General features: G+C 34.3%; 10 protein-coding genes. 3 read left to right on the top strand and 7 right to left on the bottom strand.

Annotated features, from left to right (window positions below):
• Positions 1-32 precede the first annotated feature (32 nt).
• From bioB to Q0050_RS10560, 3 genes are all read right to left on the bottom strand, one after another.
• Complete coding sequence (gene bioB / locus Q0050_RS10570) at positions 33-1,118, bottom strand: biotin synthase BioB (RefSeq protein WP_298395296.1); 1,086 nt, start codon at positions 1,116-1,118, stop codon at positions 33-35.
• A gap of 69 nt (positions 1,119-1,187) precedes the next feature.
• Entirely contained in the window at positions 1,188-1,637 is a 450-nt protein-coding gene (locus Q0050_RS10565) for a hypothetical protein (RefSeq protein ID WP_298395293.1), read from the bottom strand.
• Between the two features lie 109 nt (positions 1,638-1,746).
• Entirely contained in the window at positions 1,747-2,670 is a 924-nt protein-coding gene (locus Q0050_RS10560) for a bifunctional riboflavin kinase/FAD synthetase (protein ID WP_298395290.1), read from the bottom strand.
• 168 nt (positions 2,671-2,838) lie between these two features.
• On the opposite strand from Q0050_RS10560, the gene Q0050_RS10555 reads away from it, so the two are divergent.
• The 3 genes from Q0050_RS10555 (at position 2,839) to Q0050_RS10545 (ending at position 10,302) form a co-directional block, all read left to right on the top strand.
• Positions 2,839-6,204 (top strand): reprolysin-like metallopeptidase, encoded by a 3,366-nt coding sequence (locus Q0050_RS10555; RefSeq protein WP_298395287.1) that lies wholly within the window; start codon positions 2,839-2,841, stop codon positions 6,202-6,204.
• Between the two features lie 80 nt (positions 6,205-6,284).
• Positions 6,285-7,520 (top strand): M43 family zinc metalloprotease, encoded by a 1,236-nt coding sequence (locus Q0050_RS10550; protein ID WP_298395284.1) that lies wholly within the window; start codon positions 6,285-6,287, stop codon positions 7,518-7,520.
• Positions 7,521-7,647: 127 nt separating this feature from the next.
• A complete protein-coding gene (locus tag Q0050_RS10545) occupies positions 7,648-10,302 on the top strand; it encodes a reprolysin-like metallopeptidase (protein WP_298395282.1) in 2,655 nt (884 codons plus the stop codon).
• Between the two features lie 45 nt (positions 10,303-10,347).
• On the opposite strand, the gene Q0050_RS10540 is transcribed toward Q0050_RS10545, so the two are convergent.
• From Q0050_RS10540 to Q0050_RS10525, 4 genes are all read right to left on the bottom strand, one after another.
• Positions 10,348-10,872 (bottom strand): hypothetical protein, encoded by a 525-nt coding sequence (locus tag Q0050_RS10540; protein ID WP_298395280.1) that lies wholly within the window; start codon positions 10,870-10,872, stop codon positions 10,348-10,350.
• A 43-nt stretch (positions 10,873-10,915) separates the two neighbouring features.
• Complete coding sequence (pth, locus tag Q0050_RS10535) at positions 10,916-11,482, bottom strand: aminoacyl-tRNA hydrolase (protein WP_298395278.1); 567 nt, start codon at positions 11,480-11,482, stop codon at positions 10,916-10,918.
• A 323-nt stretch (positions 11,483-11,805) separates the two neighbouring features.
• Complete coding sequence (locus Q0050_RS10530; RefSeq protein ID WP_298395275.1) at positions 11,806-12,414, bottom strand: 50S ribosomal protein L25/general stress protein Ctc; 609 nt, start codon at positions 12,412-12,414, stop codon at positions 11,806-11,808.
• A gap of 94 nt (positions 12,415-12,508) precedes the next feature.
• Positions 12,509-13,450, bottom strand: a complete 942-nt coding sequence (locus Q0050_RS10525) for a ribose-phosphate pyrophosphokinase (protein WP_298395272.1) — start codon at positions 13,448-13,450, stop codon at positions 12,509-12,511.
• Positions 13,451-13,632: the final 182 nt, after the last annotated feature.

Here is a 13,632-nt window from a genome sequence, read left to right as displayed (position 1 = left end):
TAAGTTTGGGATTTTTTTAGTTGCAATATAAATTATTTTTCTTTTCCAGAAGCTTCTAGGTTTCTTTCAATTTTATGATCAGGTCTTGACCATCTTGGTTTTTCACCTAACGATTGAAATTGGGAATCTTCCGCCTCTACCGTTGTAGGTTGCATTAACTTGATGAATGGTTTTTGAGCTTGTAATCCCAAAGTTTCAAACATTTTCATGTCTTCATTAACATCTGGATTAGGTGTTGTCAAAAGTTTATCGCCAGCAAATATTGAGTTAGCACCAGCAAAGAAACACATAGCCTGACCTTCACGTGACATTTCTGTTCTACCTGCTGAAAGACGTACTTGCGTTTCAGGCATAATGATTCTTGTTGTGGCTACCATTCGAATCATTTCCCAAATTTCAACTGGTTTTTCGTTTTCCATCGGCGTTCCTTCAACAGCTACCAAAGCATTAATCGGCACCGATTCAGGTTGTGGATTTAAAGTAGACAATGCCACTAACATTCCAGCTCGGTCTTCAATACTTTCTCCCATTCCGATGATTCCACCACTACAAACAGTAACATTAGTTTTTCTAACGTTATCTATGGTTTGCAAACGATCTTCAAATCCGCGTGTTGAAATTACTTCTTTATAGTATTCTTCAGAAGTATCTAAATTATGATTATAGGCATACAATCCTGCTTCAGCAAGACGTTGTGCTTGATTTTCGGTTAACATTCCCAATGTGCAACAAACTTCCATTTCAAGTTTATTGATGGTTCTAACCATTTCTAAAACTTGATCAAATTCTGGTCCGTCTTTTACATTTCTCCAAGCTGCACCCATACAAACTCTTGAAGAACCATTGGATTTAGCTCTAAGTGCTTGTGCTTTAACTTGGCTAACAGACATTAAATCGTTGCCTTCAATATCAGTATGGTATCTTGCTGCTTGTGGGCAATAACCACAATCTTCAGGGCAACCTCCAGTTTTTATAGATAATAGTGTAGAAACTTGAACCACATTTGGGTCGTGATTAGCTCTATGTATCGTTGCTGCTTCATACATCAAATCCATTAAAGGTTTGTTGTAAATAGCAATAATTTCTTCTTTTGTCCAATTATGTTTTGTTGTACTCATAGTTCTTTTTATTGGTCTTCAAAAGTAGTTAAATTGTTTTGAAGTAAAAAAAGAAATTAAAAGCAATAATTAAGACTCTGATAAAAATACGTTTTTGGTTCTCCAATATTGCATGTTGATAAAAACCACCATCATTACAGAGGCAATTCCTTCAATAAACAAACCAAAACTATATTCGGCAATAGTAGGATTACCACCAAAAAGAAATGCTTCTGATAAATTGTTAATGTAGTAAGTGTTTTCTTTGAAAATATTTAAATAAACAATCAAACCTATAATTCCCAAGCTAATACCGATGAATCCAGTCAATGCTGTAGAGGTGATGTTTTGCATATAACCCGTAATTCCTTCTTTAAGATTAGAATTGATTGTTTTATTTAAGGCATAAATTACAATTAACACGTTGAAAATTCTCAAAATGTAATATTGTGACAAACCCAATGCTTCCATCAGTAAGAAATAAATTCCAATACCAAGGAACATTACAAAACCATTTATTAATTCTTTAGATAATTTCATAATTGCAACTTTTAATGTTAGTAAAATAGATTAATTCATCTAAAATTACCAATTAAAATGTTAAGTTGCTGAAAATTAACAAATAATAAGGTTCTGTTTAAGTTTGTTTTTATTTTTTGAAAAACGCAATTGCTTTATCTTTGTCTATTTGAATTTGGTTTTTTAACGCATCTAAAGAGTCAAATTTTTGCTCGTCTCTTATAAACTCCAGAATTTCTACCGTTAGGGTTTCATTATAGATTTCAGTGTCAAAATCTAAAAAATAAACTTCGATAGTTCTATTACCACCATCAACGGTTGGTCTTGTACCAATGTTCATTACGCCAAAAATGGTTTTGGAGTCATAACTGCTTTTCACAATATAAACACCGTTTTTTGGTATTAATTTGAAGTTTTCTTTTATAGAAATATTGGCTGTTGGAAATCCAATAGTGCGGCCCAATTGTTTTCCTTGAACTACTGTACCAGTGAACGAATAATTATATCCAAGATAATTATTTGCTAAAATAATGTTTCCTTCAAGTATCGCATTTCTAATTTTGGTCGAACTAACTGCGTTTTCGTTGATTTCTTGTGCAGAAATTTGTTCTACTTCAAATCCATATTCATTCCCAAATACAATCAAATCATTTATGTCTGCCGTTCTATTTCGGCCAAAACGGTGGTCGTGACCGATTACTATTTTTTGGATATTAAGTTGGTCTACTAAAATCTTTGATACAAATTCTTCGGCAGTCAATCGCGAGAATTCTTGATCAAACGGATGAATGATTAAATTGTCAATGCCTGCTTGTTCTAAAAGTTTTGTTTTTTCGTCTACAGTGTTTAATAACTGAATGGTTGAATTGTCTTGAAGTACCATTCTCGGATGAGGAAAGAAGGTCAACACCACACTTTCGCAATTTAAATCACGAGAACTTTGAATTATTTTTTCAAGGATTTTCTTGTGACCAAAATGCACACCATCAAAAGTACCAATAGTTACAATTGATTTTGCTTTGTTATATTCTTTTATATTAGTGTAGGTTTTCAAAAGGATTGTATTTGAGCGCAAAGATAATTTATTTAAATCGTTTGAAGAAATTAAGTAAAAATTTACAATTTGTTGGTTGACAGTCATAAATTAGTGAAATCTAGAATTTTAGTTTTTATTATTTGATTTGCTTTTATATATTTACGGCCTTATTAACTAACTAAATTTATGAAAAAAATTACAGTACTAACCTTGATTACCCTTATAATAACTACTTTAGGGTATTCACAATCTAATCGATTTTGGGTTTCACACAATCCAAATGATCGAATCATTAATAAAGATAAAGCAGTTGAAAGGCTAGCTTTTCCAAAAGAGTTTAAATTATTTGATTTAAACATTACGCCATTAAGACAACAATTGTTTTCAATAGTTGGACCACAAGCAAGTACGAGAACTACTATCATTTCACTTCCCAATGCTGATGGTGGAATCGAGGAGTTTGAAGTAAATGAAGCTTCTAATTTTGAAGCCGATTTACAAGCACAATTTCCACAAATCAGAGCTTATTCTGGAAAAGGAATTACGGATAGATTTGCCACTTTAAAATTAAGTATTTCTCCGCAAGGAATTCAAACAATGGTTTTCAGAGCTGATAAGCCTTCAGAATTTATTGAAGCTTATTCGCAAGACCACGTAACTTATGCTGTATTTAAATCACAAAGACAAAAAGGTGGTTTACCTTGGACATGTGCTACCGAAGAGCATAAATTGGTAGACGATTTAAATCATAGAGTAGCTACTAATACAACAGCTTTGTCTAATGCAGGAGAATTAAAAACAATGCGTTTAGCACAGTCGTGTAATGCAGAATATTCTAATTATTTTGGTGCAACTAATGCTAGTCAAGTAGGATTAGTGCTTGCTGCTTTCAATGCAACCTTAACTCGTTGCAATGGTATTTATGAAAAAGATTTAGCATTGCATTTAAATTTAGTGGCTAGTTCTACTAATGTTATTTATTACAATCCAGCAACCGATCCATATACTGGAATGGCTAATTGGAATACACAATTGCAACAAGCTCTTAATACTACTTTAACAGGTACAGGTACAAGTTTAGCAGCAAACAATGCTGCTTATGATATTGGACATATGTTTGGTTCTACTGGCGGTGGAGGAAATGCAGGTTGTATAGGTTGCGTTTGTGTTAACGGTATTGCTGCAGGAACTGGAGCTACTAAAGGTAGAGGAATTACTTCTCCTGCTGACGGTGTTCCACAAGGAGACAACTTTGATATCGATTATGTAGCACACGAGATAGGGCACCAATTGGGTGGAAACCACACGTTTTCTAATTCAAATGAAGGTGCAGGTGTAAATAAAGAAGTAGGTTCAGGAATAACTATTATGGGATATGCAGGAATTACCGGTCAAGACGTGGCTGATCATTCGATAGATATTTTTCATCAAACAACCATTCAACAAATTCAAAACAATTTAGCAACAAGAGCTTGTCTTATTACAACTTCATTGGCTGGAACTAATGCAACTCCAGTGGTTGCGCCAGTAGCTAATTACATCATTCCAAGAAGTACGCCATTTGTTTTAACTAGTTCAGCAACAGATGCTAATGCTAATGATGTATTAACTTATTGTTGGGAGCAAAATGATGATGGTGGTTCTTCAACAGGTGCTAATAGTGTTGCTAGTGAAACTAAAACTATAGGACCAAATTTCATTTCTTACCTTCCAACAGCAACTCCAGTAAGATATTTTCCAAATATTCAATCGATAATTGCTAATTCTCCAACCACAACAACGGTTACAGGAGATCCAGGTGTTTTGACAGAGGCTTTAAGTTCTGTTTCAAGAACTTTGAATTTTAGATTGACAGTTAGAGATAACGCACCTTATAGTGCTACTGCGCCAGTGAGAGTCGGTCAAACAGCTTTTACAGATATGGTTGTTAATGTTAATGCAGCAGCAGGACCTTTTGTAGTTAATGCACCAAATACTGCTGTAACTTGGGTTGCTGGATCAAATCAAACAGTTACTTGGGATGTTGCAGGAACAACTGGTAACGGAGTGAATTCTCCTTTTGTAGATGTTTTCTTGTCTACCGATGGTGGTTTAACCTATCCAATTCAATTGGCAAATAAAGTACCTAATAATGGAAGTACTATTGTAACTGTACCAAATAATGTGGGTACAAATAATAGAATTATGGTTAAAGGATTTGAAAATATTTTCTTTGATATCTCAAACAATAATTTTACTATCACAACAGCTCCAACAACATTTGCAGTAACACAATCTAGCTCACAAAGTAGATTGGTGTGTTCAACGGCATCTGTTACTTATAATTTTGATTATACAGCATTAGCGGGTTTTAACGGTACAACAACGTTTAGCGCAACAGGAAATCCAGCTGGAACAAATGTTATTTTTAACCCAGCAACGCTAAGTGGTTCAAACGGATCAGTGGCAATGACTATTGATAATTTACTAAGTACTCCAGCAGGTGTTTATACAATTTTAGCAACAGCAACTTCTGGAGCTACTGTAAAAACGGTTCCATTTCACTTATACTTAGGATTGCCTGATGTTGTTTTAACAACGCCAGCTAACAATGCAACAGCTCAAAATACGACTTTAAACTTAACATGGGCAGTGAATGCTAGTGCGAGTTCTTATAATGTACAAGTAGCAACAGATGCATCATTTAACTCAATAGTAAGTTCAGGTAATGTTACAACAAATGTTTACAGTGTTACTGGATTAACACAAGGTGTAGCCTATTTTTGGAGAGTGGCACCGGTTAGTGCTAACTGTACGGGTAATTTTAGTTCTGAGTTTAAATTTGTTACGGGAATCGTTTCTTGTGTAACTGGAAATTCAACTAATGTTCCTTTAGTAATTCCAACTACCGCTAATGCAACGGTTAATTCTACATTGAATATTACGGGACAAACTACTACCATATCTGATGCCAATATTACTCTAGACATTACGCATACTTGGGTAAATGACTTAGTACTTACTTTAATTAGTCCTTCTGGAACGCAAGTGCAACTAGTATCTCGTCCATGTACAAATGCGGCGTTGAATAATATTGTAACTACATTTGATGATTCAGGAAACCCATTAGTTTGTGCTAATAATCCAGCAATTGGTGGAGTTGTAATACCAGCTCAAGCATTAGCAGCTTTAAATGGTCAACCAATGAATGGTACTTGGACTTTGAGAGTTCTTGATGCTGCAGCTCAAGATGGTGGTTCAATAAACAGCTGGAGTTTGAATCTATGTAATATTGCTGAAGCTCTTGCAGTGAATCAAAATGTATTTGAAAACTTTGTACTTTCTCCAAATCCGAATAATGGAACTTTTACGGTTCAATTTAATTCGGCATCAAGCAATGAGATAGTAATCGGTGTGCACGATATTAGAGGTAGAGAAGTTTTCGCAAAATCATACCAAAATAATGGTTTCTTCAACGAAAAATTACAATTAGAAAACGTAGAATCTGGCGTTTATCTTGTTAATATTCAAGATGGAGATAAGAAAATTACTAAAAAAATTGTGATTCAATAATCAATTGATTAAATATTTTTTAAAGGGAAGTGTTTACTTCCCTTTTTTATTTATTTTTGGGGCTAAATAAAAGATATACAATGAAAAAGATAGTACTTAGTGCACTGATTTTAGTTTCGTTAAATGGTTTTTCCCAACGAACATGTGCAACTACTGAGAAAATGAATGAACTTAAGATGAATAATCCATCTTTTGCCATTCATCATCAAGAAACTATGGATTATTTACAAAATCCAGCTACGGCACAAGCTAATAAGAATACAAATGTTGTGGTAACAATCCCGGTTGTTTTTCACGTTTTATACAAGACTTCGATTCAAAATATTAGTGATGCACAGATAAACTCACAATTGGCTATTTTGAATAATGATTTTAGAAAAACCAATGCTGATTTTTCTTCCGTAGTTCCTGCTGCTTTTCAAGGTTTGGGTGCTGATGCCGAGATTTTATTTTGTAAAGCAACCAGAACACCTGCTGGAGCTGCAACTACTGGGATCGAAAGAAAATCAGTGCCGTCATCGTTTGTCTTTGAAAACAGTTATTATTTAAGTGCAGGTTTAACAGCTTGGGATCCAACTAAATATTTAAATGTTTGGATAGGACGTTTTACAGATAATCAATTGTTAGGATTTGCCTATTTGCCTTCTGCAGCTGGAGAACCTTTTGACGGATTGTGTATAGGCGATCAGTTTTTTGGAAATACAGGAACAGCAACAGCACCATTTAATAAAGGTAGAACGGCAACGCATGAGATTGGACATTATTTTGGATTACTACATCCTTGGGGTGATGATGGTAGCGCTTGCGGTACAGCAGCGAATAATGATGGTGTAACCGATACACCGGCAACTAATGATCCTTATGCAGGATGCCCAACTTTTCCTAATAATGCTAATGCATGTACAACTACAACCAATGGTTCCATGTTTATGAATTATATGGACTATGTTAACGATGCGTGTATGGCATTTTTCACAGCTGGCCAAAAAACTATTATGCGAAATACCTTAAATGGTCCTAGAGCCAGTTTGTTAACTTCTAATGGTTGTGCTTCTTTAGGATTAGATGAAGCAGGAGCTATTCAAGCCATTGCAGTTTATCCTAATCCTGTTTCTCAATACTTTATGATTACTTCACCACATACAGCAGTGGATTTTGTTGAAATTTTTAATGTAAATGGTCAGTTAGTAAAATCACAAAAACTTACTGAGGTAAACAATAAAGTAGCTGTCGAAAATTTAGAATCAGGAGTTTACTATTTAAGAATTTACAACGGAACTACTTTTTTAAAATCGGATAAAATAATCAAAAAATAATTTTAAATTAATTATAATTTCAGAAGCCTCAAATGTTAATTAGCATTTGAGGCTTCTTTTTTTTGATTCTAAATTAAGAAATTATCATTTTTTTTTTTTTTTTTTGACAATTAATAATAAAAACATTATGAAAAGAAACTTACTATTTACTTTTAGTGCGGTTTTAATTTTTGTTTCAAGTTTTGGTCAAGGTTCCTTGTGGAGTAAAACTACAGAGAACAGATTAAAAGATTTAAGCAAAATGGATCGTGCTACAATGCCAAGAGAATATCAATTATTTTCTCTTGACTTTACTGCTTTAAAGGCACAATTGCTTCAAGCGCCTTTAGAAAACACTGGTAGTTCGAATGTAATTGTTGATTTTCCAAATCAAGATGGAGATTTTACAAGTTATAGAATCTATGATGCTCCAATTATGGAGGCAGGCCTAGCTAACAGATATCCGAATATTAAATCATACGTTGGAGTAAGCATCGATGGAAAAGCATCAATTCGTTTTAGTACTACTCTTTTTGGTTTACATGTTATGTCATTATCAGGTTCTGCAGGTACTTATTATATTGATACGTATACTAAAGATTTAGAGAATTACATCGTTTACAGCAGAAGTAATGTTTCAAGAAGTAGTGCTTTTACTTGTTTAAATAATGAAGTAGAAGATGCGCCAAGATTGTTAGAAACAGCTACTGTGGCAGCTAATGACGGTAGATTTAGACAATATAGATTAGCAATGGCTTGTACCATCGAGTACGCTGCTTTTCATATCGGTCAAGCAGGATTAAATGGTGGAACTTTAGCACAAAAGAAAGCGGCTGTTTTATCTGCTATGAATGTTACAATGACACGTGTAAACGGATTGTACGAAAGAGACATGTCTTTACGTATGAATTTAGTTGCTAATAATGATTTAGTAATTTTTGTAGATTCTGATAACTTTACTAATGATACAGCTACAAGCTTAATTAATGAAAGTCAAACAGTGATTGATGGAGCCATTGGTGCCGCAAATTATGATATCGGTCACACTGTTAGTACTGGTGGTGGAGGTCTTGCTCAGTTAAATTCTCCTTGTACAGGCAGTAAAGCTAGAGGTATTACTGGATCACCTTCACCGGTTGGAGATCCTTTCGATATTGATTATGTTGCTCATGAAATGGGGCACCAATTCGGAGCAGGTCATACACAAAATAATGACTGTAACAGAGCTGCAGCAACTGCTGTAGAAACAGGTTCTGGAAATACAATTATGGGTTATGCAGGAATATGTGCACCAGATGTTCAGCCAAATTCTGACGCTCACTTTCATACTGTAAGTTTAAATCAAATGATGGCTTTTACTATTTCAACAGGAAATTGTGCGCCAAATGCATTGAATGGAAATACACCACCAGCAGTAAATGCAGGTGTTGACAGAACCATCCCTAAAGGAACTCCTTTTATTTTATTTCCACAATCGGTTACTGATGCTAACGGAGACGCTTTGACTTATTGCTGGGAACAGTTTGATAATGCTGTAGCAGCACAACCGCCAGCAGCCAACAATACTTCTGGTCCGGCTTTTAGATCTAATCCTCCAGTGAGTACACAAGAAAGATATATGCCAGCTTTGGCAACTGTAGTAGCAGGAAATATCGCAAGTACTTGGGAAGTAGTTTCGACTGCAGGAAGAACTTATAATTTTGCTCTTACAGTAAGAGATAATAGAGCACCAAATGGTGGTCAAACTACAAGAGATAATGTAGTGGTTACTGCAAGTAATACTATCGGACCATTTTCTGTAAGTTCTCAAAACACAACTCAAGGTTGGGCTCAAGGAAGTACACAAACCATTACTTGGGTAAGAAACGGAGCTGAAACATTATCAGCAAATGTTGATATTTATTTATCTACCGATGGTGGAGTTACTTTCCCTACGTTGTTAACGCCATCTGGAGTGCCAAACTCAGGAAGCGCAACTATCACTGTTCCTAATGTTGTTACTCAAACCGGAAGAATTATGGTAAGAGCTAAAGAAAATATTTATTATGCCGTTAACAGCAAAAACATTTATATCGGTTACTCAGTTACAAATAATTGTACAACATACCCATTTACAACACCGTTTTCACCAGCTGATGGTTCTACAAATTATACTGTTAGATCAATCACAGTTCCTTCATCAACAAGCACAATTTCTGATGTAAACATCAATATTAATGCTACACATCCTAACATTCAGCAATTAAATTTTGCTGTGGTAAGACCAGGTGCGCCTTCTGGACCACCATTTGTACTATACAGTCAAGGTTGCGCTAGTGGAGCAAATATTAATGTAACTTGGGATGCTCAAGGAAGTGCTTTAACGTGTGCAAGTCCAACACAAGGAACTTATGTTCCAGTTGGTGATCTAAATTCAATGAACGGATTTAACCCTTCTGGAAACTGGCAAATTGGAGTAAGAGATTTAGTTGCAGGTACAACAGGAACTATTAACTCTTTCTCAATAGAAATTTGTAGTCAAACTATTGCTCTATTGAGTAATGATAGTTTCTCATTTGAAAATTTTGCCTTATATCCAAATCCTAATGATGGAACTTTTACTGTGAAGTTTAACTCTACTACAGGAAATGATATTAATGTATCAGTATTTGATATGAGAGGAAGATCAATTTTTAGTAATGCTTATCAAAACAATGGTGTTTTTGAACAAACACTTCAATTAGATAATGTGCAATCTGGAATCTACCTTGTAAATATTCAAGACGGAGATAAAAAGATTGTGAAGAAAATTGTTGTAGAATAATTACTCCGATAATAAAATAAAAAGTCCCGATTTCTCGGGACTTTTTTAGTTTATAGTGGTATTGATATTTTTAATAATCTGCGGTACTTTGGTAATTGTGAAATCTAAATTAAACGTAATAAAATTGTTGTTTTTCGTTAAGTTTAATTGACCTTCTTCTACTTTATAATAGCCAGTTTGCCCTCTGCAAAAACAGATTCTGCCGAAGAGCATTTTAGATTTTTGTAACGAAGTATTTTCTAAGGAAAGCGCAGTTTCGTTGTTATTGATTTCAAATACTACTTCTTCTTTGTAATTAGCATCTTGCAAATCACCTTTAACAGTACGGTTGTATTGATAAACAATTACAGAGGTGTTTTCATCATCTTCCATTTGATAGTAAATCGAACCATATGCGTCGGTTTTTACTACTAAGGTTTTGTTTTTAAAAACTTCTGTAGAGCAAGTTCCGTCTGATGGGCATTGCGACTCCATTTTTATATTTTTAGCACCATCGGCTTTAGCTAGTTCTTTATTAGAGCAACAGAACGATAACAGAACCGCTGCTGGTAGTAGTAGTATTTTTTTCATTAGTATACTGTTTAATAGTTAAAGATTAGCAAAAAGAATACCATTATTTACCATTATAGCTGTTCATAGTGTTATTTAGTCCAGCCAATGCAAAAGAGGTAATGATTTCGCTTGCTAGTTCTAATCGCTCCACAAGCTTTGTTTTTTCTTCGTCATTCCAGTCGCCTAGTACATAATCTACTTGTTGTCCTTTTTTAAATTCATCACTTATTCCGAATCGGAATCTAGGATATTCTGTGGTGTTTAGTAACAATTGAATGTTTTTTAATCCGTTATGACCACCATCGCTGCCTTTGGTTTTTATTCTAATGGTTCCGAAGGCTAGATTTAGGTCGTCTGTAATAATTAGAACATTTTCTTTTTCGATGTTTTCTTTTTCCATCCAATATTTGACTGCTTTACCACTTAAATTCATATAAGTATTAGGTTTAAGTAGCAAGATGGTTCGGCCTTTAATTTTGCATTCTGCGATATCTCCGAGTTTGGCGGTTTGAAAAGAAATAGCTTCTTTTCTAGCAAAGTGATCTACTATTTTGAATCCGATGTTGTGTCGTGTGTTTACATATTCGGCACCAATATTGCCTAAACCCACAATTAAAAATTTTTTCATTGGAACTTTTGTTTCTTTTTTATGGAATGTTTTTGAAAACCAACCTATCGCCAGTTAAGCAGGTTGCTGTTGTAAAAATACTATAATTGTTTTGAAAATCTAATTTTATACTAATAGATTACTATCTAACCCTGATGGCAATGGAAATAAAAAAATGGTGGTTGAGGCTCTCGAAATCACCATTTTTTTATTGGAATGTACAGCAGGAATAGGGTAGGCAAGAAAGCCCAAGCGGTTCGTTCTTAAAATTGGTAAAAATTCAGATTTCATAAAAAAAGCACCAGTAAAATACTGATGCTTTCTTATATAAAGTGATTGAAAAATTATTTTTTCTTTCCTTTTGTTGCAGCTTTTTCTGCTTTGGCAGCTTCTTGAGCAGCTTTCATAGCAGCACGTGAAATCTTCACTTGACAAACTACTGTGTTGTCTGGGTGCATCAATTTGAAATTGTTTGTAGGTAATTTAGTTACATACAATTTGTTACCCATTTGTAATTCAGAAATGTTAGCTTCAACAAAATCTGGAAGATCTTTTGGTAAAGCTTTCACTTTTAATCTTCTTTGGTTTAAGTTTAAAACTCCACCTAATAATACACCTGGAGATGTTCCTGTGATTTTAACAGGCACTTCCATAATGATTTCTTTATCCTCAGATAATTGGAAGAAATCGATGTGTAAAATAGCATCTGTTAATGGGTGAAATTGGATGTCTTGTAAAATAGCATCAAATTTTTTACCTCCTAAATCAATGGCAACTGTGTGCGCATTTGGAGTGTAAACCAAACTTTTGAAAGCTTTTGCTTCTGCTTGAAAATGTACTGGTTGACTTCCTCCGTAAATTACGCAAGGAACCATTCCAGCATTACGTACCGCTTTGGTTGCTACCTTGCCCACGCTTTCTCTTTCTGATCCTTTAATCGAAATTGATTTCATTGTAAAAATATATAGTTAATAATTATAAAAATTCATTTTGATGTTGACTTTAAAATAGCATTTCAAAATCTTCATTTGCTTTAAGCTCTCAGTTTTACATCAAAAACTTACCGCTTATAGAGTTGTTGTGTTGTACCATTTGCATTACTTCTGCAAAAAGTGGTGCACAACTCACTACTTTTATTTTGTTAGATTCTTTCTTTAACGGAATAGAATCGGTAACAATTAATTCTAATAATTTAGAATTTTCAATCTTCTCATAAGCGTCACCCGATAAAATAGCGTGTGTGCAAATGGCTCTTACACTCAGCGCTCCTTTTTCTATCATCAGGTCGGCCGCTTTTGCCAAGGTACCACCAGTGTCAATCATATCATCGACTAAGATGATGTTTCTACCTTTTACATCGCCTATTAATTCCATCGAACCAATGACGTTGGCTGCTTTTCTTTGCTTGTAACAAATTACTACATCAGATTCTAAAAATTTAGAATAGGCATAAGCTCTTTTAGAGCCACCCATATCTGGTGATGCAATGGTTAAATTTTCTAAATTCAAACTTTCAACATAAGGCAAGAAAATAGTTGATGCAAATAAATGATCTACTGGTTTTTCAAAGAAACCTTGAATTTGATCGGCGTGTAAGTCCATGGTCATAATTCGAGTAGCACCTGCAGTTTCTAGTAGTTTTGCTATTAGTTTTGCTCCAATTGGTACTCTTGGTTTGTCTTTTCTGTCTTGTCTAGCGTATCCAAAGTACGGAATTACTGGCGTTATGTGTCTTGCTGATGCTCTTTTAGCAGCATCAATCATTAACAAAAGCTCCATTAAATTGTCTGCTGTTGGAAATGTCGAGCAAACAATAAAAACGCGTAATCCTCTTATAGATTCTTCAAACGAGGGTTGGAATTCTCCATCACTAAATTTTGAGAACGTAACTTTGCCCAGCGGAATTCCATAGTTTTTAGCTATTTCTTCAGCTAAATGAACACTTTGTGAACAGGCAAATATTTTTGCTTCTGGTTCTAAATGTGACATTGTAATTTGTTGTTTTAATTCGGAGTAGATTTTTAAAAAATTACTTTAGTTTTAAATAAAGTAAAATTGGCATAAATACCTCGAATGTAGTTAGTTAGTTGTGTGTCGTTTTAACGAGGTGCAAATTTATAAATAAAATCCGAGTCTGAAAGGATATTTTTAACTATTTTCTTTAAAATTTG

This window comes from Flavobacterium sp. (assembly GCF_027483985.1).
GTDB lineage: Bacteria > Bacteroidota > Bacteroidia > Flavobacteriales > Flavobacteriaceae > Flavobacterium.
This window is presented reverse-complemented; position numbering and strand designations above follow the sequence as displayed.